Annotated in this window: 25 protein-coding genes and 3 tRNA genes; 22 read left to right on the top strand and 6 right to left on the bottom strand. The window is 72.2% G+C overall.

Features of this window, described 5'->3' with window-relative positions:
• Positions 1–78: 78 nt before the first annotated feature.
• The 13 genes from ACIQV3_RS06440 (at position 79) to ACIQV3_RS06380 (ending at position 12,706) form a co-directional block, all read left to right on the top strand.
• The gene (locus tag ACIQV3_RS06440) at positions 79–486 is read left to right on the top strand and encodes an NADH-quinone oxidoreductase subunit A (protein ID WP_403710317.1); all 408 of its coding nucleotides are present in this window, start codon (positions 79–81) and stop codon (positions 484–486) included.
• On the top strand, positions 477–1,094 hold the full coding sequence (locus ACIQV3_RS06435) for an NADH-quinone oxidoreductase subunit B (protein WP_389436002.1): 618 nt from the start codon (positions 477–479) through the stop codon (positions 1,092–1,094). Before ACIQV3_RS06440 ends, ACIQV3_RS06435 begins: the two co-directional genes overlap by 10 nt.
• The gene (locus ACIQV3_RS06430; protein WP_403710315.1) at positions 1,091–2,182 is read left to right on the top strand and encodes an NADH-quinone oxidoreductase subunit C; all 1,092 of its coding nucleotides are present in this window, start codon (positions 1,091–1,093) and stop codon (positions 2,180–2,182) included. The genes ACIQV3_RS06435 and ACIQV3_RS06430 overlap by 4 nt, the downstream gene beginning before the upstream one ends.
• Positions 2,179–3,147: an NADH-quinone oxidoreductase subunit H gene (locus ACIQV3_RS06425; protein WP_403710313.1), complete on the top strand. Its 969-nt coding sequence runs from the start codon at positions 2,179–2,181 to the stop codon at positions 3,145–3,147. The genes ACIQV3_RS06430 and ACIQV3_RS06425 overlap by 4 nt, the downstream gene beginning before the upstream one ends.
• Complete coding sequence (locus tag ACIQV3_RS06420; RefSeq protein ID WP_403710312.1) at positions 3,148–3,753, top strand: NuoI/complex I 23 kDa subunit family protein; 606 nt, start codon at positions 3,148–3,150, stop codon at positions 3,751–3,753. It begins immediately after the preceding gene.
• On the top strand, positions 3,750–4,349 hold the full coding sequence (locus ACIQV3_RS06415) for an NADH-quinone oxidoreductase subunit J (RefSeq protein WP_403710310.1): 600 nt from the start codon (positions 3,750–3,752) through the stop codon (positions 4,347–4,349). Before ACIQV3_RS06420 ends, ACIQV3_RS06415 begins: the two co-directional genes overlap by 4 nt.
• A complete protein-coding gene (nuoK, locus tag ACIQV3_RS06410) occupies positions 4,349–4,723 on the top strand; it encodes an NADH-quinone oxidoreductase subunit NuoK (RefSeq protein WP_403710308.1) in 375 nt (124 codons plus the stop codon). Before ACIQV3_RS06415 ends, nuoK begins: the two co-directional genes overlap by 1 nt.
• Positions 4,720–6,798: an NADH-quinone oxidoreductase subunit L gene (locus tag ACIQV3_RS06405; protein WP_403710306.1), complete on the top strand. Its 2,079-nt coding sequence runs from the start codon at positions 4,720–4,722 to the stop codon at positions 6,796–6,798. Before nuoK ends, ACIQV3_RS06405 begins: the two co-directional genes overlap by 4 nt.
• Positions 6,799–6,836: 38 nt before the next feature.
• Complete coding sequence (locus ACIQV3_RS06400; protein ID WP_403710861.1) at positions 6,837–8,405, top strand: NuoM family protein; 1,569 nt, start codon at positions 6,837–6,839, stop codon at positions 8,403–8,405.
• Positions 8,402–10,030: an NADH-quinone oxidoreductase subunit N gene (locus ACIQV3_RS06395; RefSeq protein WP_403710304.1), complete on the top strand. Its 1,629-nt coding sequence runs from the start codon at positions 8,402–8,404 to the stop codon at positions 10,028–10,030. The genes ACIQV3_RS06400 and ACIQV3_RS06395 overlap by 4 nt, the downstream gene beginning before the upstream one ends.
• 278 nt (positions 10,031–10,308) lie before the next feature.
• The gene (gene htpX, locus ACIQV3_RS06390; protein ID WP_403710302.1) at positions 10,309–11,172 is read left to right on the top strand and encodes a zinc metalloprotease HtpX; all 864 of its coding nucleotides are present in this window, start codon (positions 10,309–10,311) and stop codon (positions 11,170–11,172) included.
• A complete protein-coding gene (locus tag ACIQV3_RS06385; RefSeq protein WP_403710300.1) occupies positions 11,169–11,561 on the top strand; it encodes a YccF domain-containing protein in 393 nt (130 codons plus the stop codon). The genes htpX and ACIQV3_RS06385 overlap by 4 nt, the downstream gene beginning before the upstream one ends.
• 191 nt (positions 11,562–11,752) lie before the next feature.
• Positions 11,753–12,706 carry a glycosyltransferase family 2 protein gene (locus ACIQV3_RS06380; protein WP_403710859.1) on the top strand — a complete coding sequence of 318 codons (954 nt, stop codon included), beginning with the start codon at positions 11,753–11,755 and terminating at the stop codon, positions 12,704–12,706.
• Between the two features lie 607 nt (positions 12,707–13,313).
• On the opposite strand, the gene ACIQV3_RS06375 is transcribed toward ACIQV3_RS06380, so the two are convergent.
• The 3 genes from ACIQV3_RS06375 to ACIQV3_RS06365 all read right to left on the bottom strand — a co-directional run bounded on the left by ACIQV3_RS06375 (position 13,314) and on the right by ACIQV3_RS06365 (position 16,838).
• Positions 13,314–14,537, bottom strand: coding sequence for an APC family permease (locus tag ACIQV3_RS06375; protein ID WP_403710857.1), 1,224 nt, complete (start codon positions 14,535–14,537; stop codon positions 13,314–13,316).
• A 125-nt stretch (positions 14,538–14,662) separates the two neighbouring features.
• Positions 14,663–16,090: a SulP family inorganic anion transporter gene (locus ACIQV3_RS06370; protein WP_403710298.1), complete on the bottom strand. Its 1,428-nt coding sequence runs from the start codon at positions 16,088–16,090 to the stop codon at positions 14,663–14,665.
• 259 nt (positions 16,091–16,349) lie between these two features.
• The gene (locus ACIQV3_RS06365; protein ID WP_266905515.1) at positions 16,350–16,838 is read right to left on the bottom strand and encodes a YajQ family cyclic di-GMP-binding protein; all 489 of its coding nucleotides are present in this window, start codon (positions 16,836–16,838) and stop codon (positions 16,350–16,352) included.
• A 198-nt stretch (positions 16,839–17,036) separates the two neighbouring features.
• On the opposite strand from ACIQV3_RS06365, the gene ACIQV3_RS06360 reads away from it, so the two are divergent.
• Positions 17,037–17,118, top strand: a tRNA-Tyr gene (locus ACIQV3_RS06360).
• 172 nt (positions 17,119–17,290) lie between these two features.
• Here the strand turns inward: ACIQV3_RS06360 and ACIQV3_RS06355 are convergent.
• On the bottom strand, positions 17,291–17,449 hold the full coding sequence (locus ACIQV3_RS06355; RefSeq protein WP_403710296.1) for a hypothetical protein: 159 nt from the start codon (positions 17,447–17,449) through the stop codon (positions 17,291–17,293).
• A 326-nt stretch (positions 17,450–17,775) separates the two neighbouring features.
• Between ACIQV3_RS06355 and ACIQV3_RS06350 the strand changes: the two genes are divergently transcribed.
• On the top strand, positions 17,776–18,213 hold the full coding sequence (locus ACIQV3_RS06350) for a DUF3574 domain-containing protein (protein ID WP_403710294.1): 438 nt from the start codon (positions 17,776–17,778) through the stop codon (positions 18,211–18,213).
• 153 nt (positions 18,214–18,366) lie between these two features.
• On the opposite strand, the gene ACIQV3_RS06345 is transcribed toward ACIQV3_RS06350, so the two are convergent.
• Positions 18,367–19,023 carry an SDR family oxidoreductase gene (locus ACIQV3_RS06345; protein WP_403710292.1) on the bottom strand — a complete coding sequence of 219 codons (657 nt, stop codon included), beginning with the start codon at positions 19,021–19,023 and terminating at the stop codon, positions 18,367–18,369.
• Between the two features lie 54 nt (positions 19,024–19,077).
• Entirely contained in the window at positions 19,078–20,400 is a 1,323-nt protein-coding gene (locus ACIQV3_RS06340) for an amidohydrolase family protein (protein WP_403710290.1), read from the bottom strand.
• A gap of 1,115 nt (positions 20,401–21,515) precedes the next feature.
• Between ACIQV3_RS06340 and ACIQV3_RS06335 the strand changes: the two genes are divergently transcribed.
• The 7 genes from ACIQV3_RS06335 (at position 21,516) to ACIQV3_RS06305 (ending at position 25,374) form a co-directional block, all read left to right on the top strand.
• Positions 21,516–21,588: transfer RNA gene (locus tag ACIQV3_RS06335), tRNA-Thr, on the top strand.
• 48 nt (positions 21,589–21,636) lie between these two features.
• Positions 21,637–21,709: transfer RNA gene (locus ACIQV3_RS06330), tRNA-Met, on the top strand.
• A gap of 88 nt (positions 21,710–21,797) precedes the next feature.
• Entirely contained in the window at positions 21,798–21,962 is a 165-nt protein-coding gene (rpmG, locus tag ACIQV3_RS06325; RefSeq protein ID WP_003956487.1) for a 50S ribosomal protein L33, read from the top strand.
• A gap of 117 nt (positions 21,963–22,079) precedes the next feature.
• Positions 22,080–22,580 carry a MaoC family dehydratase N-terminal domain-containing protein gene (locus ACIQV3_RS06320; protein WP_403710288.1) on the top strand — a complete coding sequence of 167 codons (501 nt, stop codon included), beginning with the start codon at positions 22,080–22,082 and terminating at the stop codon, positions 22,578–22,580.
• A gap of 1 nt (position 22,581) precedes the next feature.
• A complete protein-coding gene (locus ACIQV3_RS06315) occupies positions 22,582–23,010 on the top strand; it encodes a MaoC family dehydratase (RefSeq protein WP_403710286.1) in 429 nt (142 codons plus the stop codon).
• A 167-nt stretch (positions 23,011–23,177) separates the two neighbouring features.
• A complete protein-coding gene (locus tag ACIQV3_RS06310) occupies positions 23,178–23,732 on the top strand; it encodes a TetR/AcrR family transcriptional regulator (RefSeq protein WP_403710284.1) in 555 nt (184 codons plus the stop codon).
• A gap of 214 nt (positions 23,733–23,946) precedes the next feature.
• The gene (locus ACIQV3_RS06305; protein WP_403710855.1) at positions 23,947–25,374 is read left to right on the top strand and encodes a DHA2 family efflux MFS transporter permease subunit; all 1,428 of its coding nucleotides are present in this window, start codon (positions 23,947–23,949) and stop codon (positions 25,372–25,374) included.
• Positions 25,375–25,445 lie beyond the last annotated feature (71 nt).

Raw genomic sequence — 25,445 nt, 5'->3', positions numbered from 1 at the left:
GCCCTAGACTCCCGTCCGTACCAGATCAACCGCAGATCAACCTGATCGTCGACAGTGGCCGAGGAACGAGGAACGGACGTGCCCGAAACAACGGTATCGACCGTATCCGTGCTCGCCGCGGACTACTTCCGGACGTATTCGGTCGTCGGCCTCCTGGCCGCGCTCGGTGTGCTCTTCGTGGCGGTGGCCTTCGGCGCCAACCGCCTGCTGAGCCCGTCCGTCCCGACCCGCGAGAAGCTGCTGACCTACGAGTGCGGCGTGGACCCCGTGGGCGAGGGCTGGGCGCACACCCAGGTCCGCTATTACGTCTACGCCTTCCTCTACGTCGTCTTCGCCGTCGACTCGATCTTCCTCTTCCCCTGGGCGACGGTGTTCGCCGCCGCCGGTTACGGCGCCACGACGCTGGTGGAGATGTTCATCTTCCTCGGCTTCCTGGCCGTCGGCCTGCTCTACGCGTACAAGAAGGGCGTCCTCGAATGGCTGTGACCCCGGCCGGTACCCCGGCCGTGCCGTCGGAGCCGCAGCTGCTCCCGGAGCCGAAGCGGCTGGGCGTCCTGTCCCGCCTCGCGCCCGAGCCCATGAAGGTGGTCCTCAACTGGGGCCGCCGCTACAGCCTGTGGGTCTTCAACTTCGGCCTCGCCTGCTGCGCGATCGAGTTCATCGCGGCCTCCATGGCCCGGCACGACTTCATCCGGCTCGGTGTCATCCCCTTCGCCCCCGGCCCGCGCCAGGCGGACCTCATGATCGTCTCCGGCACGGTGACGGACAAGATGGCCCCGGCGGTCAAGCGGCTGTACGAGCAGATGCCGGAGCCCAAGTACGTCATCTCCTTCGGCGCCTGCTCCAACTGCGGCGGCCCGTACTGGGACTCGTACTCGGTGACCAAGGGCGTCGACCAGATCATCCCGGTCGACGTCTACGTCCCCGGCTGCCCGCCCCGCCCCGAGGCCCTCCTCCAGGGCATCCTCAAGCTCCAGGAGAAGATCGCCCGCGAATCGCTGGCGGAGCGCTACGCGAACACGCCCGCGCCGTCCCCGGCGCAGCTCACGAGCGGACTGGTGTCTCCTCCTCCTGCTCCCGGGACGAACGCGTGAACCTCTACGACTCCCTCCCCGACGCGGCGGGAACGGTCTTCGGCGAGGAAGCGGTCGCGACCCTCTCCTACTCCGTCCTCACGGTCGACGTCCCCACCGCGAGCTGGATCCCCGCGCTGGAGATCGCCCGCGACAAACTGGGCTGCACCTACTTCGACTGGCTGAGCGCGGTCGACGAGCCGGGCACGGGCTTCCGCGTCCTGGCGCACGTGGTCTCCCTGGAGAACCACCGCGTACGCCGCCTCCTGCTGCGGACCACCGTCCCGCACTCGGCGCCCTCCCTGCCCTCGGCCGTCGCCGTCTACGCCGGCGCCGAATGGCACGAGCGCGAGACCTTCGAGATGTTCGGGGTCGTCTTCACGGACCACCCGAACCTGGTCCCGCTGCTCCTCCCCGAGAACTTCGAGGGCCACCCGCTGCGCAAGGACTTCGTTCTGGCGGCGCGGGTCGCCAAGGCCTGGCCGGGCGCGAAGGAGCCGGGCGAGGCGCACGACCCGGACGCCCCGAAGCGCCGCCAGATGCTCCCGCCGGGCGTACCCGACCCCAACGACTGGGGCCCGATGAAGGGCCAGCTCCCGCCGGCCCCCGCCCGCCCCGCCCGCACCCCCCGCACGGCGGCAGGCGCCGCCGGCGACCGCCCGGCCCGCACCCCGCGCGCCGCGGCCGGAGCTCCCGGCGACCGCCCGGCCCGCACCCCGCGCGCCGCGGCCGGCACGGCCGGCGAAGCCACCACGCCCGGCGCGCCAGCCCCGGCGACCGAAACCGAAACAGCCCCGGCCCGCCCGGTGCGCCGCTCCCGCTCGGTAGCGGACGGCTCGGCAAGCCAGGCGGCAGCCCCGGACTCCGGAGCGACCCCGCCTCCGGCGGACGCCCCCTGGCACAACCCGAAGCCCGCCTTCGACACCCCTACGGCCGAACCGACCGCTCCGGCGACCCCGGCCGGCTCCGGCGAGCCCGATCCCGAGCCCGAGTCCGAGTCCGATCCCGAGCCCGAGTCCGCGCAGGAGTCCGGGTCCAAGTCCGCCCCCAAGCCGGACCCCTCCGAGACGGACCCCACCCCCAACGACCCCACCGGAGGCGCCGCGTGAACGACGTCCTCGACGTCGCCCTGCGGCTGATCGTCGTCTTCGCCGTCTTCCTCGTGCTCCCGCTCGTCGTCGGGCAGGCCGAGCACAAGGTGATGGCCCACATGCAGGGCCGCCTCGGCCCCATGTACGCCGGCGGCTTCCACGGCTGGGCCCAGCTCGTCGCCGACGGAGTCAAGTTCGCGCAGAAGGAAGACATCGTCCCGGCCAACGCCGACCGCCGCGTCTTCCAGATCGCCCCCGCCGTCGCGCTCCTCCCGTACCTCCTCGTCCTCCTCGCCATCCCCATCGGCCCCGGCGAGGGCGCCGTCGGCCAGGTCATCGACGCCGGGCTCTTCTTCGCGCTCGCCGTCATGGGCATCGGCGTGCTCGGCTCGCTGATGGCCGGCTGGGCCTCCGCGAACAAGTTCTCCCTCCTCGGAGGCCTCCGCACCGCCGCCCAGCTGCTCGCCTACGAGCTCCCCATGCTGCTCGCGGCGGCCTCGGTCGCCATGGCCGCCGGAACGGTGTCGCTCCCGGGCATCGTCGGCGCCTTCGAGTGGTGGTGGCTGCCCTGGCAGATCGTCGGCGGGCTCGTCTTCTTCACCGCCGGCCTCGCCGAACTCCAGCGGCCCCCCTTCGACATGCCCGTCGCCGACTCCGAGATCATCTTCGGCGCGTACACCGAGTACACCGGCCTGCGCTTCGCGCTGTTCCTGCTCGCCGAGTACGCCGGGATCGTCGTCCTGTGCGCCCTGACCACCGTCCTCTTCCTCGGCGGCTGGCACGGCCCCTTCGGCGGCGACGGCTTCGGCTGGGCCTGGACCCTGCTCAAGATCGCCGCGCTCTCCTTCGTGGTGATCTGGCTCCGGGTCAGCTACCCCCGGCTCCGCGAGGACCAGCTCCAGAAGCTCGCCTGGACCGTACTCATCCCGCTCGCGCTCGCCCAGATCGCGCTCACCGGCATCGTGAAGGTGGCGATCCAGTAAATGCCTCCCATCCCCGGCTCCGGCCTCGCCAAGGGCCTGGCCGTCACGCTGCGCACGATGACGAAGCGCTCGCACACCGCCCAGTACCCCGAGGTACAGCCCGAACTCCCGCCGCGCTCGCGCGGGGTCATCGGCCTGTTCGAGGAGAACTGCACGGTCTGCATGCTGTGCGCGCGCGAGTGCCCCGACTGGTGCATCTACATCGACTCCCACAAGGAGACGCTCCCGGCCGCCGCCCCCGGCGGGCGTGAGCGCAGCCGCAACGTCCTCGACCGCTTCGCCATCGACTTCTCCCTCTGCATGTACTGCGGTATCTGCATCGAGGTGTGCCCCTTCGACGCACTGTTCTGGTCGCCGGAGTTCGAGTACGCCGAGACCGACATCCACGAACTGACCCACGAGCGCGACAAGCTGCGCGAGTGGATGTGGACGGTCCCGGCCCCGCCCGCCCTGGACCCGGCGGCCGAGGAGCCCAAGGAAATCGCGGCCGCCCGCAAGGCCGTGGAGAAGGCCGAGACCGCGGCCGCGGCAGCCGCCGCGGCGGCCGCCGCCGAGGCGAACCCCGACACCACGCCCCCGGCCCCGGCCCCGGAAGGAGACGCGTGATCACCGCAGCCGCCCAAGGCAACGGCTTCCTCTCCCCGACCGGCGTCGAGATCGCCTTCGTCCTCGTCGGCCTCGCCACCCTCGGCGCGGCCGTCGTCACGGTCACCACCAAGCAGCTCGTGCACGCCGCCCTGTGGCTGGTCGTCGCCCTCGGCGGGATCGCCGTCGAGTACCTGCTGCTGACCGCCGAGTTCATCGCCTGGGTCCAGGTACTGATCTACCTCGGTTCCGTGGTCGTCCTCCTTCTCTTCGGGCTGATGCTCACCAAGGCCCCCATCGGCCGCTCGCCGGACGCCGACTCCGGCAACCGTCCGGTCGCGCTCGGCGTCGCCCTCGTCGCGGCCGCCGCGCTCGTCTGGGTGGTCGTCGACGCCTTCCGCACCACCTGGATCGACCTCGACGGCCCCGCCCAGGGCTCCACCAGGGTTTCCGGAGAGATCCTCTTCCGGCACTGGGTGCTGCCGTTCGAGGCGCTCTCCGTCCTCCTCCTCGCGGCCCTGATCGGCGCCATCGTGCTGTCCCGCAAGGAACCCGCCGAGAGCGCTGACACCGCGCCGCCCGCCGTGCCCGCCACCGACAAGAAGGGGCAGCGCTGATGCACCTCGCCTACCCCGCCGTGCTGGCGGCGCTCCTCTTCTGTACGGGCCTGTACGGAGTGCTCGCCCGCCGCAACGCCATCCTGGTCCTGATGTCCGTCGAGCTGATGCTCAACGCCGTCAACCTCAACCTGGTGGCCTTCGACGTCTGGCTGCGCGACAGCCTGCACGCAGGCCAGGCCCTGACCCTCTTCACCATCGCCATCGCCGCCGCCGAGATCGGCATCGGCCTCGCGATCGTGCTGATGGTCTACCGCAACCGGGGCACCGCGGACGTCGACCGACTGCGTGACACCGCCGAGGGCCACGAGCAGGACGGCATCGCCTCCGACAGCGCGGCCAGCGCGAACCCTGCGACCGGAGCCGCCGCGTGAGCACCCCGACCCTCGCCGTACTGGTCCCCCTCCTGCCCTTCCTGGGCGCACTGGCGGGACTGCTCCTCGGCCGCACCGCCCCCGGCTTCGTCAAGCCGCTCGCCGTCCTGCCGACGCTGGCCGCCGGCGTCCTCGCCGTCCTGGTCGCCTTCCGCCAGGGCGGCGGCAAGGCGATCGACACGGCGACCGAGCTGACCCCGACCGGCTCGGTGCCCATCGAGCTCTCGCTCCACCTGGACGGCTTCGCCGTCATGGTGGCCGTCCTCGTCGGCCTCGTCGCCACCTGCGTGCAGATCTACTCGACGGCGTACCTGCGCGAGGACCCGCGCTACCCGTCCTACGCCGCGCTGGTCTCACTGTTCACCTCCGCCATGCTGCTCGTCGTCTACTCCGGCGACCTGATGGTGCTGCTGGTCGGCTGGGAGATCATGGGCATCTGCTCGTACTTCCTGGTCGGCCACTACTGGGAGACCGAGGCGGCCCGATCCGCCTCCCTGAAGGCCTTCCTCGTCACCAAGCTGGGCGACGTCCCCTTCCTCATCGGCCTGTTCGCGCTCGCCACCGACGCCGGGTCCTTCCGGATCACCAAGATCCTGGGCACCGTCGCCGCGGGCGGACTCGACCACCCGACGCTGATCGCGCTCCTCCTGCTGGCCGGAGTCGCGGGCAAGTCCGCGCAGTTCCCGCTGCACACCTGGCTTCCGGACGCCATGGCGGGCCCCACCCCGGTCTCCGCACTGATCCACGCCGCGACGATGGTCGCCGCCGGTGTCTACTTCGTCGCGCGCCTCCTCCCCGTCTTCGCGGCCTCCCGGGCCGCCCTGGTGGTCCTGGCCGTCATGGCGGCCGTCACGATGGTCGGCTCCGCCCTCGCCGCCCTGGCCCAGGACGACATCAAGCGGGTGCTCGCCTACTCCACGATCGGCCAGCTCGGCTACATGACCGGGGCCCTGGCCGTCGGCGACCGCGCGGCCGCCGTCTTCCACCTCCTGTCCCACGGCGCCTTCAAGGCGCTCCTGTTCCTCGGCGCCGGCGTGATCATCCATGCCGCGGGGACGAACTCCCTGGCCGCCATGTCCCGCATGGACGGCCTGACCAAGCGCATCCCCGACGCCTTCTGGACGATGACGATCGCGCTGCTCGCGCTCGCCGCCTTCCCGCCCTTCGCCGGCTTCTTCTCCAAGGAAGCCGTCCTCGTCGCCGCCGAGCACACCGCCGGCGGCCACTCGGAGCTCGCCCCGAGCGCGGCCGGCTGGGTGGTCCTCGTCGCCGGCGTGCTGACCGCCCTGCTCACCGCCGCCTACGCCACCCGGCTGTGGCTGATGGCCTTCCGCGGCCGGGGAGCCGCCGCCCCCGACCACGGCAAGGAGCCCGTCGCCGTGACCGGCGTGCTATGGCTGCTGGCCGTCCCGTCCGTGGGCTTCGGCCTGCTGGCCGGGCCCCTCTCCGACTTCTTCGACGGCCGCGAACTCACCCCGTCGCTGACGACCTCGGTCCTCGGCACGGGCGCCGCCGCCGTCGGCGCCGTGCTCACCTACGCCCTGTGGCAGCGCGCCCAGGCCCAGGCCGCCCAGTCCCAGGCCCAGGCCGCCCCGGCCCCGTCCGGAGCAGGCACCGCCGTGGCCACGGCCGGAGCGCCCGCCACCACCGGAGGGCCCGCCACCGCCGCGGCACCCGCGTCCGTCGTCGCCGCCGAGTCCGCCGCGGAGAGCCCCGAAGTCGCCGAGGTCACCCACGACCACCCGGTCGTCTCCACGGCCCCCGCGGCCGACCCCGGCCGCGCCCTGCTCGGCCCGCTGCACCGGCACGCCGCCGTCGGCTTCCACCTCGACGCCGTCTACGACCGCCTGTTCGTCCGCCCGGTCCGAGCCGCCGCCGCCCTCGTACGCTTCCTCGACCGCGAGGTCGTGGACTCGTACGTCCGTGGCGCCGGCCTCGGCCCCCGGCTGCTCGGCGGCCTCGTACGCCGCGCCCAGACCGGCAACGTGCAGAGCTACCTGAGTGCCCTGCTCGCCGGCGCCGTGGTCCTGGCGATCGCCACCGCCGTCCTCGCCAACGTCAACGCCGGATCGTGAGCCGTGAGTCAGCCGTGATTGATATCAGCCCGTCCGTGATGCAGTTCCTTCTGGCGTTCGTCGTGGCCGGCCCGCTCGTCGGCGCCGTCGCCGCCCTCCTGCCGGCCCCGCCCGGACTGAAGGGCAAGAGCCCCGAACAGGCCGTACTGCGCCACGGCGTGACCGTGACCGGTGCCATCCTCGCCGCGGCGATCGTCCTCGCCGTGGGCTTCGACCACGACGCCCCGTCCCGCTTCCAGGCGACGACGGACATCAGCTGGATCCAGGCCCTGAACGTCCGGATCCACCTCGGCATCGACGGCATCTCGCTCCCCCTCCTCCTGATGACCGCGCTGCTGTTCTTCCTCTGCGCGCTCTACAGCTACTTCAAGCTCCCCGCGGGCCCCTCCGCGAAGGCCTTCGTCGCCCTGCTCCTGGTCCTGGAGTCCGGCACCCTCGCCACCTTCGCCGTGCTCGACCTGCTGCTGTTCTTCCTCGCCTTCGAGATGGTCCTCATCCCGATGTACTTCCTCATCGCCCGCTGGGGCGGTGCTCAGCGGCAGGCGGCCGCCTGGAAGTTCATCCTCTACACCCTTCTCGGCTCCGTGGTCATGCTGCTCGGCCTGCTGCTGATCGGGCTGAACAGCGGAACCTTCGACATGGTGGCACTCGCCTCCGACAACGGCCGCGAACTGTCCCACACCACCCAGGTCCTGGCCGTTCTCGCCATCGGGATCGGCCTCGCCGTGAAGACCCCGATGTGGCCGCTGCACAGCTGGCTGCCGGACGCCCACACGGCCGCCCCCACCGTCGGTTCCGTCCTCCTCGCGGGCGTCCTGCTGAAGATGGGCACCTACGGGTTCGTCCGGATCCTGCTGCCCGCCACCCCCGACGGCATGGCCACCTTCGCCCCGTACCTGGGCGCCTTCGCCGCCGTCGGCATCGTCTACGGGTCCCTGGCCTGCCTCGCCCTCGCCCGCAAGGGCAACAAGGGAGACCTCAAGCGCCTCATCGCGTACTCCTCCGTCGGCCACATGGGCTTCGTCCTCCTCGGCATCGCGTCCATGACCCCCACCGGCGTGAACGGCGCGCTGTTCGCCAACGTCGCGCACGGTCTGATCACCGGCCTTCTCTTCTTTCTTGTCGGTTCGCTCAAAGACCGTTACAACACGGCCGATCTCGACACCCTCGCCGGAGCCACCGGAGCGGCCCTCTACGGCCGCGCACCCCGCTTCGGAGCGCTCCTCGCCTTCGCCGCCATCGCCTCGCTCGGCCTCCCCGGCCTGGCCGGATTCTGGGGCGAGATGCTGGCGCTCTTCGGCGCGTTCGACCCCGCCGAGGGCCTGCCGCGGCCCGCGTTCCTCACGTACATGGCGTTCGGCGCGTTCGGCACCCTGCTCACCGCCGCCTATCTTCTGATCGTCGTACGGCGGGTGTGCATGGGCGACCCGAAGGCCGCGCGTGAAAGCGCCGCCGCCCCGGTGGTCCTCGCGGACATCCAGCGCTACGAGTACGCCGCCTGGAGCCCGCTCGTCGCCCTCACCCTCCTCGCAGGCCTGTGGCCCGCGGTCCTCCTCGGCCTCACCGACCCGGCCGTCCAGAAGCTCCTCGCGGGAGGGAACTCATGACGGTCCTTCAGCCCTTCGCCCAGCCGCTCATCCAGCCGCTCGTCCAGCCGCTCGTCATCGCCGCGGCCGACGCCGACGCCCCGAACCTGGTCCAGTCCGTCGACTGGCTCGCCATCGCGCCGGTCGTCATCACCGCCGCCGTCGGCCTCCTCGTACTGGTCCTCGACCTCTTCGTACCGGAGCACCGCAAGCCCCTGCTCGGCTGGATCTCCGTGGCCGGGCTGGCCGCCGCCGCCGCCACCCTGCTGCCGCTGCGCGCCGGCGACCGGACCACCTTCTGCCTCACCGGACCCGGTACGGCCGATCCCGCCGCGTGCAGCTACGCCGCCGACCACTTCGCGCTCGTCGTGCAGTTCCTCGTCCTGGGCGGCGCCCTGGTCACCGCGCTGCTGTCGGTCACCGCCGTCCGCGAGGCGCGCATGCCGGCCGGCGAGTACTGGTTCCTGCTGCTGTCCTCCGCCGCCGGCGCGGCCCTGCTGCCGGCCTCCCGCGACCTCGCCACCCTGATCGTCGCCCTCGAAGTCGCCTCGCTGCCCGCCTTCGCCCTCGTCGGCATGCGCCGCGGCGACCGGCGCTCCTCCGAGGCCGCCCTGAAGTTCTTCCTGTCCTCGGTCACCGCCACCGCCGTGTCCCTGATGGGCGTCAGCTTCGTCTACGCCGCCACCGGCTCCCTGCACCTCACCCAGGTCGCCGACCGGCTCGAGAACGTCCCCGGGCAGCTCGACACCCTCGCCATGGCCGGCGTCGCGCTCACCCTGGTCGGCTTCGCCTTCAAGACGGCCGCCGTCCCCTTCCACTTCTGGGTCCCGGACACCTACGTCGGCGCCCCGCTGCCCGTCGCCGGGTACCTGTCGGTCATCGGCAAGGCCGTCGGCTTCACCGGCCTCATCCTCGTCACCGTCATCGCCTTCCCCGCGTACTCCGACGTCTGGGGCCCGGCCCTCGCCGTCCTCGCCGCGCTCACCATGACCCTCGGCAACGCGGCGGCCCTGCGCCAGTCCGCGGACCGGCCGGGCGGCGCCGTACGGCTGCTCGCCTGGTCCTCCGTGGGCCAGGCCGGCTACCTGCTGGTCCCGATCGCGGCCGCCGCCTACGCGGGCCGCGACCAGATCGGCTCCACGGTCGCCTACGCCCTCATGTACGCCGCCGTGAACCTCGGAGCCTTCGCCGTGGCCGCCCTGGTGGCCCGTACGAAGCCGCTGCACCGGCTCGCCGACTACCGCGGGCTCTACGCCGAGAGCCCGCTCGCCGCCCTCGCGATGGCCTTCTTCCTGCTCTGCCTGGCCGGTCTGCCGCCCGGCATCATCGGGCTCTTCGCGAAGGTCACCGTCTTCCGCTCGGCGGTCGACGCGGGGCTGGGCTGGCTCGCCGTGGTCATGGCCGTCAACGTCGTCGTCGCGCTGTACTACTACCTGCGCTGGACCGCCCTGCTCTTCCGGGCCCCCGACGCGGACACAGCGCAGGAGGGCGCCCAGAAGGGCGCACGAGGGGGCGCGCAGCCCCGTACGGGCACCCCCTGGCCGGTCACGGCCGCCATCGTGCTCACCGCCGCCACCGCCCTGGTCCTCTCGGGTGCCCCGCAGCTCGTCCTGCGCTTCGCCACGGGCAGCCTCTTCGCGCTGTAGGCCCCGCCGACGGAGGGCTGGCGGACCCCCGCCGGAGCCGCGCCCGGCCCGGTCAGAGCCGTGCCCGGCCCCGCACCCGTAACCCGTACGGCCTAATCTCCACCGCGCCCGCCACAGCCCCGCCCCCCGGCCCACCGGGGCGGCGGGGACGGGCGCGCCCGGGGAACCTGCCGCCCTCACCTCGCGTTGACCAGGAAGGAAGGGTCCACTGGACCGTAGGCCCTCCGATCCCCAGATCCTGGACGGGTCCCCCTGCCGCACCACTTGGAGGGCGCACCGTGCACCGCCGGCACAACGGGCTGAAGACCGCCGTACTCCTCGGTGGTCTGTCGGCCCTCATCATCCTCATCGGAAGCCTCTTCGGCCGCGGCGGCCTGATCGTCGCCGTCCTCGTGGCCCTCGGCACCAACGCGTACGCGTACTGGAACAGCGACAAGATCGCCCTGCGCGCGATGCGGGCCCGCCCCGTCAGCGAGTTCGAGGCGCCCGAGCTCTACCGCATGGTGCGCGAGCTCTCCACGTCCGCACGCCAGCCCATGCCCCGGCTCTACATCTCCCCGACCGAGGCCCCCAACGCCTTCGCCACCGGCCGCAACCCGCGCAACGCCGCGGTCTGCTGCACCGAGGGCATCCTGCGCATACTCGACGAGCGCGAGCTGCGCGGGGTCATCGGCCACGAGCTCAGTCACGTCTACAACCGCGACATCCTCATCTCGTCCGTCGCGGGCGCACTCGCCTCCGTGATCATGTTCCTGGTCAACTTCGCCTGGCTGATCCCCATCGGCCGCTCCAACGACGACGAGGGGCCGGGCCTCTTCGGCATGCTGCTGATCATGATCCTGGGGCCGCTGGCGGCCTCCGTGATCCAGCTCGCCATCAGCCGCTCGCGGGAGTACGAGGCGGACGCCTCCGGGGCCCAGCTCACCGGTGACCCGCTCGCCCTCGCCAGCGCCCTGCGCAAGCTGGACGCCGGTACCAAGCAGCTCCCGCTGCCGGCCGAGCCGCGGCTGGAGACCGCGAGCCACATGATGATCGCCAATCCCTTCCGTCCCGGCGAGGGATTGTCCAAGATGTTTTCCACGCACCCTCCGATGGCCGAGCGCATCGCCCGGCTCGAACAGATGGCAGGACGCAGCCAGTGAAGACCATCCTGAACCTCATTTGGCTCGTCCTCAGCGGAGTCTGGCTCTTCCTGGGCTACTGCCTGGCGGGTGTCATCCTCTGCATCACCATCATCGGAATCCCCTTCGGCATAGCCTCGTTCCGCATCGCGGTGTACGCCCTGTGGCCCTTCGGGTACACCGCCGTCGAGCGGCGTGACGCGGGCGCCCCGTCCTGCGTCGGGAACGTGCTGTGGCTGGTCCTGGCCGGCTGGTGGCTGGCCCTCGGCCACATCGTCACCGGCATCGCGCTGTGCCTCACGATCATCGGCATCCCGTTCGGCATCGCCAACTTCAAGATGGTCCCGCTCTCCCTGCTCCCGCTGGGCCGCGAGATCGTCCCCACGGACGCCCCGTTCGCCTCCCGCTGAGCCGCGCCCGCCCGGAGCCGGTTCATCCGCTCGTATTAAGGTTCCGGGTTGCGGACGAGTGACGCGGACGAGCGGCACGCACAACGGGCAGGGAAGAACCGATGTCGACTGAGCCCTCTGAGTCCTCCGAACCCTCTGGGCATTCCGAGTTCTCCGAGCCCTCCGAGTTCTCCGGGTTCTGCGGCCCCTCCATGACCCTCTCGGTGGTCGTGCCGATGTACAACGAGGAGGACGCGCTGCCGGCCCTGGTCGGCAGGTTGCGCCCGGTCCTCGACGCCATGGCCGTCCGCTACGAGGTCGTCGCCGTCGACGACGGCAGCAAGGACCGCACCGCGGAGCTGCTCACCGAGTTCCAGGCCAAATGGCCCGAGCTGCGCGTCGTGCGGCTGCGCGGGAACTCCGGCCACCAGGCCGCCCTCACCGCGGGCCTGCACGGCGCCTCGGGCGCCTACGTGGCCAGTATCGACGCGGATCTCCAGGACCCGCCGGAGAAGATCCCGGAGATGCTCGACCTGGCCCGCGCGGACGGCCTCGACATCGTCTACGGAGTCCGGGCGGACCGGAGCACGGACACCGGGTTCAAGCGGCACACGGCCGGCGCGTACTACTGGCTGGTGCGCCGCCTGGTCGGCAAGCAGGTGCCCGCGCAGGCGGGCGACTTCCGGCTGCTGAGCCGCGCGGCCGTCGACGCGGTCAAGGCGATGCCGGACCAGCACCAGGTGTACCGGCTGCTCGTGCCGTGGCTGGGCTTCCCCAGCGGCCAGGTCACCTACCAGCGGGAGGAGCGGGTGGCGGGCGAGACCAAGTACCCGCTGAGCAAGATGCTCCGGCTCGGCATCGACAGCGTCATCAACTTCTCCGCGGCCCCGTTGCGCCTGGCGACCTGGCTGGGAGTGGCCAGTTTCTTCGGCTGCCTGCTGATGGTGGGCGCCACCCTGGCGATCTACCTGAAGGGCGAGACCGTCCCCGGCTGGACCTCGCTGTTCATCGTGATGCTGTTCCTCGGCGGAGTGCAGCTGATCTGCGTCGGCCTGCTCGGCGAGTACATCGGCCGCATCTACACGGCGGTGCAGCGCCGGCCCACCTTCTTCGTCGGCTACGACTCGCACGCCCCGGCGCCGAACACGGAGCGCGAAGCGGACTGAGGGCCCCGGTCGGTACGGCTGAAATCGCAGGTCAGGGCGATTGTCAGTGGGGGGTGTCACTCTGTGTGCATGAATGACATCGAGCAGTTGCTGAAGCAAGTCGCCGGCCGCTCGCGCAGGACCCGGCAGGAGCGGTACGCGGCCACCGGCACCCCGGCCGCGGCCCTTCCGGCGCCCCTGTCCCGCGCGGAGCTGGACCGGGCCGAACCGCCCCGGGCATCGTCCTGCCACCCCTCCTCGCGGGCCTCCACACCCGCGTGGCGGACGGCGGCCTCGGCCCCGAGTACGGCCTGCCGCCCCTGGAGCGGGCCGTCGCCGAATGCACCGCGATGCGCGCGCCGGCCTGGCGCCGGCCCGAGGGCGTCCTGCCCATAGCCGACTTCGGAGGCGCCCTGCGCGCCTGCGTGGACTGCCGTTCGGAAACCGCCCAAGTCCCGCCGTTCGAACCCAACTCGGTCGATCCGGAGTTCGCCTGGTACCTCAAGTCGCCGACACACGCCGACACTCGCCGACTGGCCGCGCGGCTGGCTCGACGGCAGCGCCTGGTTCGGCGAGCAATCGGGCGCGGGGGAGGAGCGGGACCCGGAGCCGACCCCCCGGGCAGGCTTCAGAGCCCGGGTGTGAGCCGCCGGCGCACGCCGTAGGCCAGCGCGCCCAGCGCCAGCACCGAGGCCCCCGTGACCGTCGACGCGGCGGGCAGCGAACAGGCCAGCACCACACAGCCGGACAGTCCCACCGCTGCCACGGCCCGTTCCTTGACACCTGAATCGAGAGTCCACGCGGAGGCGTTCGCGATCGCGTAATAGGCGAGCACGCCGAAGGAGGAGAAACCGATCGCGCCCCGCAGATCGGTGGTGGCCGCGAGCACGGCCACCACCGCGCCCACCGCGAGCTCGGCGTGGTGCGGCACCTGATGCCGGGGATGTACGGCGGCCAGTGCGCGCGGCAGATGGCCGTCCCGCGCCATCGCCAGGGTGGTCCGCGACACCCCGAGTACGAGCGCCAGCAGCGAGCCCAGCGCCGCCAGGACCGCGCCCACCCGGACGACGGGAGTCAGCCCGGGCCACCCGGCCGCGCGCACGGCGTCGGCCAGCGGGGCCACCGAACGACCCAGACCGTCGGCTCCGAGCACCGACAGCGCCGCCACCGAGACCGCGGCGTAGACGAACAGGGCGATGCCGAGGGCGAGGGGGACCGCCCGCGGGATCGTGCGCTCCGGGTCACGGACCTCCTCGCCCAGGGTGGTGATCCGGGCGTAGCCCGCGAAGGCGAAGAACAGCAGCCCGGCGCCCTGGAGCAGCCCGGCCGCCGCCCAGTCCGAGCCGCCGAGACGGCCGGCGTCGGCCGCGCCGGAGGACAGGCACGCCACGACGACCCCGGCCAGGACGGCCAGTACCGCCGCCACGATCACCCGCGCGATCCGGGCGGACTTCTGCACCCCGCCGTAGCTCGCCGCGGTCAGTGCCACCACCGCCGCCACGGCCACCGCGTGCTGCTGCCCGGGCCACGCGTAGGCCCCGACCGTGAGGGCCATGGCCGCGCAGGAGGCCGTCTTCCCGACGATGAAGCCCCAGCCGGCCAGATAGCCCCAGAAGGGCCCGAGCCGTTCGCGCCCGTACACATAGGTGCCGCCCGAGGAGGGGTAGCGGGCGGCCAGCCGCGCCGAGGAGTGCGCGTTGCAGTACGCCACCAGGGCCGCGAGCGCGAGGGCCCCGAGGAGCGCCCCGCCGGCCGCGCGCGCCGCCGGGGCCAGCGCGGCGAAGATCCCGGCGCCGATCATCGCGCCGAGCCCGACGACGACGGCGTCGAAGACGCCCAGGGTGCGCTTCATCTCGTTGTTCAAGGCGTTGTTCAAGGCGTTCACGGGCGGAGGGTACCCGGGCCGGATGACGCGACCGTGCGGCTCTGCGGCTCCCGGCTCCCGGCTCCCGGCTCTGCGGCTCCGCGGCCGGGTGGCTAGGTGACGCCTTCCCGGCCGGGGACCGGCGTGCGGCTCCGCTCCCAGCCCTCCAGGGCGGTGAGACAGGCGTGGTCGAGGTGGCGCAGCCCGCTCAGGTCAAGGTGGACGGCTCCGCCGCGGGGCAGCGCTTCCAGCTCGTCGAGCAGTTTGGGCAGCCGCAGGAAGCTGGCGTTCCCCAGGATCCGCACGTGCAGGTCGTCGCCCTCCCACACCGGCTCGATGTGCACGTGCGAGGTCTCCCAGGCCGCCTTGGCGACGGCGAGCCCCAGCCCGGCGAGCACCCCCTCGAAGAGGTTCGTGGCCACGATCGCCGCCGCCGTCGCCACCAGGACGACCGCCTCGCCCCGGTGCGACCGCCACAGGGCGGCCACCGCCCGCACCGGCAGCAGCTTCCAGCCGGCGTGCAGCAGCACCCCGGCCAGCGCGGCGAGCGGGACGGACTCCAGCAGTCCGGGGACGGCCACGGCGAACAGCAGCAGCCAGCCGCCGTGCAGGATCCGGGAGGCCCGAGTGCGGGCGCCGGCCTCGACGTTGGCGGCGCTGCGGACGATGACGGCGGTCATCGGCAGGGCCCCGAGCAGCCCGCAGAGGGTGTTCCCGACACCCTGGGCGACGAGTTCGCGGTCGTAGTCGGTCCGGGGCCCGTCGTGCATGCGGTCCACGGCCGCCGCACTGAACAGCGTCTCGGCGGAGGCGATCAGCGCGAGCGCCACCACGGTCCCGACGGCCCCCACGGAGGCCAGCACCCCGAAGTCATCCCAGCCGGGCGGAGTCACGGCCGACAGGACGCCCGTGACCCGGACCCGCTCCACGGGGAGCCGCAGCAACACGGCCGCGGCGGTCGCGGCCGCGACCCCGACGAGCGCCCCCGGAACGAGCCGCAGCCGGTCCGGCATCCGCCGCCAGGCCACCAGGACCGCGACGGTCCCGGCCCCGAGCGCCACAGCGGTCCAGTCGGCGCGCCCGCCGAGCTCCAGCACCCCGGCCAGCTTCTCCAGGGTCCGCGCCGGAGCCTGGACATCGGCCAGGGCGTACAGCTGACCGGCGATCAGTACGAGCCCGATCCCGGCCAGCATCCCGTGCACGACGGCCACGGAGATCGCCCGGAACCACCGTCCGAGCCGCAGCACGCCCATGCCCAGCTGCACCAGGCCGGCGGCCAGGACGAGGACGCCGAGCGCGGGCAGCCCGTACGTCCGCACGGCCTCGTAGACGAGCACGGTGAGCCCGGCGGCGGGGCCGCTCACCTGGAGGGAGCTGCCCCGGAACCAGCCGGTGACCAGCCCGCCCACCACCCCGGTGAGGATCCCGAGTTCGGCCGGCACCCCGGAGGCGACGGCCACCCCGACGCAGAGCGGTAGCGCGACCAGGGCGACCACCACGGACGCCCCGAAGTCTTCACGTAACGTGCCGGCCCCAGGCATACGGAACCCCCTGTCGAGGCGGTGACGGACACCCCTCACCCTGGTGGGCGCACTGCCCGCTGCCCCAGTGCACACGGAGGGCGCCGCGAGCGCGTACGCCGCTCACGCCCGGCACACACGCACCGAGCGCCGGTCCCACGGCGCCGCGCCCGGCGCCCGGCGCCCGGCGACAACGACCGCGCCGAGACGACCGCGGCCCGGCGGTCCTCGAAGGACCGCCGGGCCGGCGTACGGGCTGAACCGAGGCCGAAGCCGGTGATCAGCGGTAGTTCACGTACTGGATCGCGAAGTCCAGGTCCTTGCCCTTGAGGAGGGCCTGGACTTCCTGGAGGTCGTCGCGGCTCTTGGAGCTGACGCGCAGCTCCTCGCCCTGGACCTGGGCCTTGACGCCCTTGGGGCCCTCGTCGCGGATGATCTTCGCGACCTTCTTGGCGTTCTCCTGGGAGATGCCTTCCTCGATCGTGGCGAAGATCTTGTACTCCTTGCCGGACAGCTGCGGCTCACCGGCGTCGAGCGCCTTGAGGGAGATCCCGCGCTTGACCAGCTTGGTCTCGAAGACGTCCAGGACGGCCTTGACGCGCTCCTCGGAGTTCGCCTCCATCAGGATCTTCTCGCCGGACCAGGCGATCGTGGCGCCGGTGCCCTTGAAGTCGTAGCGCTGCGAGAGTTCCTTGGCGGACTGGTTGAGGGCGTTGTCGACCTCCTGCCGCTCGACCTTCGAGACGATGTCGAAACTGGAGTCGGCCATGTGCTGTGGCTCCTTGAAGTCGGTGGTGGCGGCCCCGAAGGGCGCGGCCGGACATCCCCGGACCGCTCCGCAAAGCCTAGCCATCGCGCCCGCGTGCGGTGCTGATCAATCCGGTGGCGAAGCACCCCCGGTCATCGGGTATCGTTTACGTCGTTGCCACGGAGCGCCGCCGCAAGGCGGAAAGACGGCAGCGATCATGGCGGTGTGCCCGAGTGGCCAAAGGGAGCAGACTGTAAATCTGCCGGCTCAGCCTACCCAGGTTCGAACCCTGGCGCCGCCACGCGAGTGAGACCCTCGCTCATTGCAGAAATGCGATGGGCGGGGGTTTTCTCGTACACCGGAAAACCCGTGGGATCCGCCGGGGGGCGTAGGGCATGGTGTTCGCATGATGAGCATCAGCGGCCGAAAGGGCCATGGCGCGTAAGGCGCCCTCGCAGGTCCGGTCGGACCTGTCACGCCGGTCGTCCCACCGACACCTCAGACACGTCCGTCATGTCCGACACGTGCGGGGCGTCCGGGCCGGCCGGGAAGTCGTTCAGGGAGTCTCCTCCCGAACCCTCGCCGAGATCGCCCGCATCGAACACCACCGGTACGAGGCAGGTGCGGCTCACGGAGCGCTGTCCGCTTGGCGCGCCATGGTCCACCAGCGGGGCCCCTGGGTGATCTACCCGGACTGGGGTGACGACTGCCCTTGCTGCGAACCCGCTTGGGGAAACCACCGCGAGGCCCTGGAGGCCTTCTGCCACCTGCTGACCCGACGGGCGGCCCGGGAGCTGCGGGCCGTGCTCGCACCGCTAGACGCGCGGTTCCTCGCCCGGACGCTCAATGATCCGTACGCCCCGCGGGGGGATCCGTGGTGGCGGCGCAGGCTGGAGAGGGCGTGAGCCCATCAGGCGGACCGGGCGTGCCGATGGGGGGCTCCGGTCGTTCATCCGGCGTGAAATGGACTTCTGACACGCGTGGAAAGGTCGGCGGCGGGGTGCTCCTCGCCCTGCTCGGAGCGGGGATCCCGGCTCTGGTCGGAGCGGCGCTGAACAGCGATGTGGGGCTTCCCTACCAGGAGACCCGGCTCTACTTCGGCACCGAGCGGCCGGACGGCCGTCCACCGGTGGGGGAGCGGGAGTTCATGGGGTTCCTCGACCGCGAGATCACCCCCGCCTTTCCCGAGGGGCTGACCCTCCAGGACGGGCGCGGCCAGTGGCAGCGGGACGGGAAGGTCATCCGGGAGATCTCGTACGAGGTCGTGCTGCTCTACCCGGAGAAGGAGGCCGGTGAGCGCGGCGCGCGCATCGAGCGGATCCGGGAGGCCTACGAGCAGCGGTTCCAGCAAGATTCGGTCGGCCGGTCCGACGACCGCCTGACCGCCGACTTCTGATCAGCCGGCTGTACCCCGCCAGGCCACCGTTCCCAGGCCACCGTTTCCCGGACCACCGTTCCCCGGAGCCCTGTTCCCCGCAGCCCTGTTCCCCGGGTCCCTGCTCCCCGGGTCCCTGCTCCCCGGCCGGCTTCCGGCCGGGGAAGGGCCGACCTAGTTGCCCGCCACGTCCTTGACCGCCACCGGGACCGGGGTCGAGCCCGCGATCAGTTCCAGGGTGAGGCCCGCGGTCGCCGGCGTCTCGATCAGCTCGGCGAGGACCTGCGCCACGTCGTCGCGGGTGACCGGCCCGCGGTCCGTCCGCGCCTCCAGGCGGACCAGCCCCGTACCCGCGTCGTCGGTCAGCGAGCCCGGGCGCAGGATCGTCCACTCCAGGCCCAGCCGGGTGCGGACGTGCTCGTCGGCCTCGCCCTTGGCGCGGAGGTAGGTGTCGAAGACCTCGTCGCCCTCGCGGCGGGTGTCCGCGCCCATCGAGGAGACCATCAGGAAGCGGCGCACCCGGGCCCGTTCGGCGGCGTCCGCGAACAGCACCGCCGCGCCCCGGTCCACCGTGTCCTTGCGTCCGGCCCCGCTGCCGGGACCCGCGCCCGCCGCGAACACCGCGGCGTCCGCGCCCTGCAGGATGCCCGCGACGTGCTCGACCGACGCCGATTCCAGGTCGCACAGCACCGGTTCGGCGCCAGCCTCCCTGAGGTCGTCGCCCTGAGCCGGATCGCGGATGATGCCCGCGACCTCGTACCCGCGCGCGGCGAGCAGGCGCTCCAGCCGCAGCGCGATCTGACCGTGTCCACCCGCGATGACGATGCGCATGCCACGACCGTACGACGAGCCGGGCGTCCGCGCCCGGGAACATGCGGTGAACCCTCAGGGGCCGGGCTCCATACGGCCCTGCCGTGGCAGGTCCAGGGCCACTGCGACGGCGGAGTCGCAGTACTCCCGTACGGCACTCGTCCGGGCTACCACCCGCCCGCGGTGGATCACGATCCGGCTGTACGCGAGGGACAGCACGCTCGCGATCCGGTCGCCGCGCACGGCGAGCAGTTCCGCCGGGAAGCCGGCCTCCACCCGCACCTCAGGGAGTCCCATCGCCTCGCGGGCCGCGCCGGCGACCGAGTGGTAGCCCTCGGTGGCGCGGAGCCCGCCCTGAGAGGCCAGGAGGTACGCGGCTTCGAGCGGGTCCCCGCGGCCGACCGGGTTGCCCGCGTCGCGCAGGGCCCCGCTGCCGGCCGCGACGCGTACGCCGGCGGCGCGCAGCAGGCGTACCGGGGCGGTGCGCAGGCCCCGCCGTTCCAGGGCCGCGCAATCGCCCTGGGGGAGGCAGGTCACCCCTACGCCGGCGGCCGCCAGTTGGTCGGCGGCCCGGGTCGCCACGTCCAGCGGGAGCCGCGACAGACCGCCGCAGGGCCCGATGGAGACCCCGGGCCGCAGTCCGCCGGCCATGGCCGCGAGCCGGGACAGGCGGGCGGGGTCGTCGCCGTCTGTGTGCAGGTCGACGGGGCAGCCGTGCTCGGAGGCGAGTTCCAGTACGGCTTCGAGGAAGCCGGTGGGGTCGGGGTCGAGGTCGGGGCAGCCACCGATGACGGAGGCGCCCATCTTCACGGCGTCCCGCAGCATGGCGAGCCCGTCGGCCCCCGCCACCCCGGTCAGCAGGCGCGGAACGGCGACGGCGGTCAGATCGGTGAGCCCGCGCAGGGAGCGGCGGGCCTGGAGCACGGCCTCCAGCGGGGCGAGGCCGTGGACGTCGCCGATCCGCACGTGCGACCGGACGGCCGTGGCGCCGTGCCCGAGCTGGAGCAGGGCCGCCTCGGTGGCGCGGCGCTGCACCTCGTCGGGGGAGTAGGAGACGGGCCCCTCGGTGTCCGCGGTCAGGGCGGTGTCCCCGTGGGAGTGGGGCTCGGCCGGCGCGGGGAGCAGCAGGTAGCCGGTGAGGTCGACGCGGGCGCCCGAGGCGGCGGGCAGGCTGCCGGCCGTGCCGACGGCCTGGATCCGGCCGCCGCCGAGGCGGACGTCGACGGTCCGGCCGTCGGTGAGGCGGGCGCCGCTGAGGAGCAGGCTGGAGGACTCGGGGGCCGTCGGGCCCGGACTCCCCTGGGTGCCCTCGGGACCGGGCCCCTGTCCTTGCCCCTGGCCGCTGCCGGGGCGGTTTCGCGGGGAGTGGGACGGCTGCTGCGGCGGGCTGTCGGACATCGCGCTCCTGCGGTGGCTCGGGCGGTTCCTGGGGCCGTGGCCGCGGCCCGCGGCCCAAGATCACGCAGCGTGCTCAGAGCCTAGGGGGCAGGGGTGCTCGCTTCGCGGAAGAGGGCAATAGTCGTACCGGTGCGTCTGGCTGGACCCGTACGACGGGGGTCGGCCTGGGTGCCGACCGGGTACGGGTCCGGGCCCCTGGCCGGGGTGTGACGCGCCCTGACCGAGGTACGACCCGCGCCCTGGCCGGGGGGCTGACCCAGATCCTGACCGGGGGTCGACCTGGGCCCGGACTTGGGGGTCGACCCGGGCTCTGACCGGGGGCTGACCCAGATCCTGACTGGGGGGGGGTCGACCTGGGATGGGATGGGTTGGCCCCCGGCCCAGACCCCGACCGGGGGCCAACCCAGATCCCGACCGGGGGCCAGCCCAGACCCCGACCGGGGGCCAACCCAGACCCCGACCGGGGGCCGGCCCAGACCCCGACCGGGGCCGGCCCAGACCCCGGTCTCGGTCGGCGAGGCGGGCGACGGGCTCGCGGGCGAACGGCACCGGGGCCGTGCCATGCCGCTGCGCGGCCGCACCCTGGCTCCGCCTCTGTTCAGCCCGGTCGGGCGGCCCCGAACGCGCCCCGCACCACCCCGCTCGTGGGCCCCGCCCCCGCGCCCCGCCGCCGTGCCGTCCGGCGGGCCCTGAGCGGGGGCCGATGCCGAGCCTGGGTCCGTCCCGGCCGCCGTGGCGGCCGCCAGCGCCCCGCGCCGGAGCCCCCGTGCCGGGGCCGAAGTCGAGCCTGGGTCCGTCCCCGCCGGGCCGGGGCCGAGTCCGGGTCCGTCCCCGCCGCCGTGGCTTCCCGTGGGCCTGATGTCGGCCCGCCCCGGGGCGGGCCGGGGGCGTTCGCGGGTGTCCGTACCCGTTCCGGGGCAGCTGGGCCGTGACTCAGGGTGGGGAGCGGGTGATCGCGAATGTGATGCCTGACACTTTTCGGGGTGAAAGGCGCCCGGAGAGGTGCCCGAGATGCGTTTCCCGGGGATCAAGAAAGTCGGCGGTGGGCCTCCGAGGCCAGGCGCCGCAAAGGATTTGGGCGATCGGCGGGCAACCGTGTAATGTCTTCCTCGCTCGCCCCAATAGCTCAGTCGGTAGAGCGTCTCCATGGTAAGGAGAAGGTCTGCGGTTCGATTCCGCATTGGGGCTCTGGTGAGAGAGGTCCCCCACCCTCGGGTGGGGAACGGATCTCATCAAAGCGGCGTAGCTCAGTCGGTAGAGCAAGCGGCTCATAATCGCTGTGTCACCGGTTCAAGTCCGGTCGCCGCTACACACAGTAGCCGATTGCGGGGTCGGTCTCCCGATCGGCTACTCTTTTATGCGTTCATCCGTCCAATTGTCCGTCAAGGAGCACTCACGTGGCTGCCACCGACGTCCGCCCGAAGATCACGCTGGCCTGCGTGGAGTGCAAGGAGCGGAACTACATCACCAAGAAGAACCGGCGTAACAACCCGGACCGACTTGAGATGAAGAAGCACTGCCCGCGTTGCAACTCGCACACCGCGCACCGCGAGACCCGCTAACAACTGGCGAAGTCTCGTACAACAGGCACAGTCTTACCGTCATGAGGTCGTCCCCTTCATTGGGGGGCGGCCTTGTGTCGTTTTCGACAGATCGTTTCAACAGGGAGGTAGGGAGTCATGGCGCTCGACCAGTCCTTCGTGGGGCGGAGCTACCCGCCCACCGATCCGTACGAGGTCGGCCGGGAGAAAATCCGCGAATTCGCGGTCGCCGTGGGTGACACCAATCCGGTGTACACGGATCCCGAAGCGGCCAAGGCGTTCGGTCACCAGGACGTGATCGCCCCGCCGACCTTTGTGTTTGCCATCACGTTCGCGGCGGCCAGCCAGGTCGTCGACGACCCGCAGCTGGGGCTGGACTACAGCCGCGTCGTGCACGGCGACCAGAAGTTCGCGTACACCCGTCCCGTGCGGGCCGGTGACCGGCTGACGGTGACTTCGACCATCGAGGCCATCAAGTCGCTCGCGGGCAACGACGTCATCGACATCCGCGGTGAGGTCCACGACGAGTCCGGCGAGCACGTGGTGACCGCCTGGACGAAGCTCGTCTCCCGGGCGCCCGAACCCGCCGCCGCTCCCGCTCCCGCCGCTGCCGCCGGTTCCGCTCCCGAGGAGGCCTGAGATGGCTGCCAAGATCCAGTACGACGACGTCGAGGTCGGCACCGAGCTGCCGGCGGCGTCCTTCCCCGTCACGCGGGCGACGCTGGTGCGGTACGCGGGTGCGTCGGGTGACTTCAACCCGATCCACTGGAACGAGAAGTTCGCCACCGAGGTCGGGCTGCCCGACGTGATCGCCCACGGCATGTTCACCATGGCCGAGGCGATCCGCGTGGTGACCGACTGGGTGGGTGACCCGGGCGCGGTCGTGGAGTACGGGGTGCGGTTCACCAAGCCGGTCGTCGTCCCGAACGACGGGCAGGGTGCGCTGATCGAGGTCACGGCCAAGGTCGCGGCCAAGCTGGACGACCACCGGGTGCGGGTCGACCTGACGGCCATGAGCGCCGGGCAGAAGGTGCTGGGGATGTCCCGCGCGGTGGTTGCTCTCGCGTAGGGAGCCCCCCGATCCCCCCGATCCACCTGGGTCCCCTCGGATCCCTTCGGGTCCCCTCGGATCCACCAAGGTCCTGGCCGGCGAGGAAACTCGCAGGTCAGGACCTTTTTGGTCGGCGGATTGGGATGGAGCTTGCCAGGTTAGTGATTGAGCACTAACTTTGAAGCATGGCAAGGATGAGTGCGGAAGAGCGGCGCGAGAGCGTCATCCTGGCGGCGATGGGCGAGTTCGCGCGGGGTGGGTACTACGGGACCTCCACCGAGGCGATCGCCAAGCGCGTCGGCGTGTCCCAGCCGTACCTCTTCCGGCTCTTCCCGAACAAGCAGGCCATCTTCCTGGCCGCCGCCGCCCGCTGCATGGAGGACATCCGGCGCGTCTTCGAGGAAGCCGCCAAGGGCCTCCACGGTGAGGACGCGGTCGAGGCCATGAGCGTGGCGTACATGAAGCTGATCGCCGAGCAGCCCGAGAAGCTGCAGATGCAACTCCAGACGTACGTGACCGTCGCCGCCGCCGAGGCTGCCGGGGAGCCCGAGTTCGGCGAGATGGTGCGCGCCGCCTGGATGGAGTTGTGGGACACCCTGCACGTGCCGCTCGGGGCCGACGTGAACGAGACGACCAGCTTCCTCGCGTACGGAATGCTGATCAACACCCTGTCCGCCATGGGGTTCCCGCCGGGGCACCGGGTCTGGGACGGCTGCTACCCGGGCGTCCGGCCCGAGTAGGGGCGAGTACGCCCTCCGGTCCTCCCGGCCTCCCGCCCTGCCTCCCGTCCGGCCGGCCCCTCCGTTCCGACGCGTCCGTGAATCGGCCGGCGCCGGGCTCGGGTCTGCCCGTTGAAGTTAGTGATCAATAACTAGTTTTGGGGGAAACGTGCAAGACACCAAGCTTCGTGGGCCCGCCGTCTGGGCGCTCGTCATCACCGGAGCCGCCAGTTTCATGGCCGCGCTCGACAACCTCGTCGTCACCACCGCCCTCCCCTCCATCCGCGAGGACCTCGGCGGGAAGCTGGAGGACCTGGAGTGGACGGTGAACGCGTACACGCTCACCTTCGCCGTCCTCCTCATGTTCGGCGCCGCCCTCGGTGACCGGTTCGGCCGCCGGCGGCTCTTCATCGCCGGTACGGCCGTCTTCACCGTCGCCTCCGCCGCCGCGGCCCTGTCGCCCGGCATCAACGAACTCATCGCCGCCCGGGCCGTCCAGGGCGTGGGCGCGGCGATCATGATGCCGCTCGCGCTCACCCTCCTGACCGTTGCCGTCCCCGCAGCCCGGCGCGGAATGGCCCTCGGCATCTACGGAGCGCTCACCGGCCTCGCCGTGGCGAGCGGGCCGCTCATCGGCGGCAGCCTCACCGAGCACATCTCCTGGCAGTGGATCTTCTGGCTGAACGTCCCGATCGGACTGGCGCTCATTCCGCTCTCCCGGATGCGGCTCGGCGAGTCCACCGCCCCGCAGGCGAAGCTCGACGTCCCGGGCACCCTCCTCATCAGCGGCGGGCTCTTCGGCATCGTCTACGGCCTGGTCAACGCCAACGCCCACGGCTGGACCAGCCCCTCCGTGCTCACCGCCCTGCTGGTGGGGGCCGCGCTCGTGGGCGGGTTCATCCACCACGGCTTCCGCAACGCCAACCCGGTGCTGCCCATGCGGCTCTTCCGCGACCGGGGCTTCTTCGGCATCAACATGGCGAGCCTGCTGATGTTCGTCGGGATGTTCGGCTCGATCTTCCTGCTGAGCCAGTTCCTCCAGGGCGTCCTCGGCTATTCGCCCACCGAGGCCGGGCTGCGCATGCTCCCCTGGACCGCCATGCCGATGATCGCCGCGCCGATCTCCGGGATCCTCTCCGACCGGATCGGCAGCCGACCCGTCGTCGTCGCCGGGCTGGCGCTCCAGGCCGTCGGCCTCGGCTGGTTCGCCGTGATCCTGAGCACCGACGTCTCCTACGCCGCCCAGCTTCCGGCGCTGATCATCAGTGGCATCGGGATGGGCCTGTTCTTCGCCCCCGCCTCCAACGCCCTCATGTCCACCGTGGCCCCCGCCGACCAGGGCAAGGCCGCCGGCGCCAACAGCGCCCTGCGCGAAGTCGGCGGAGCCCTCGGTGTCGCCGTCCTCGCCTCCGTCTTCTCCGCCCAGGGCGGCTACGGGTCCGGGCAGACCTTCACCGACGGCACCGTCCCCGCCCTGTGGATCGGCGCCGCGGCCGTCGCCGTGGCGGCTGTGCTGGCGATGCTGCTCCCCGGCCGGGCCGCGGAGAAGGCCCGGGCCGCGGAATCCCTGCCGATGGAGGACCGCCCGACGGCGGACCGGCCGGCGGACGGCCTCGGTGCGGCCCCGGCCGGCGGGCGCGCCCCCGAGAAGGTGGCCGTCTGAGCGGGTCCCGCTCGCCGGCCGGTGCCCGCGCGGCGGCCGGCGGGGGGACCGCAGCCGCCGCACGGCACGAA

This window comes from Streptomyces sp. NPDC099050 (assembly GCF_044759865.1).
In the GTDB taxonomy this organism is placed as follows: domain Bacteria; phylum Actinomycetota; class Actinomycetes; order Streptomycetales; family Streptomycetaceae; genus Streptomyces.
Note: the sequence above shows the minus strand (reverse complement) of the source record. Positions and strands in the feature narration are given on the sequence as shown.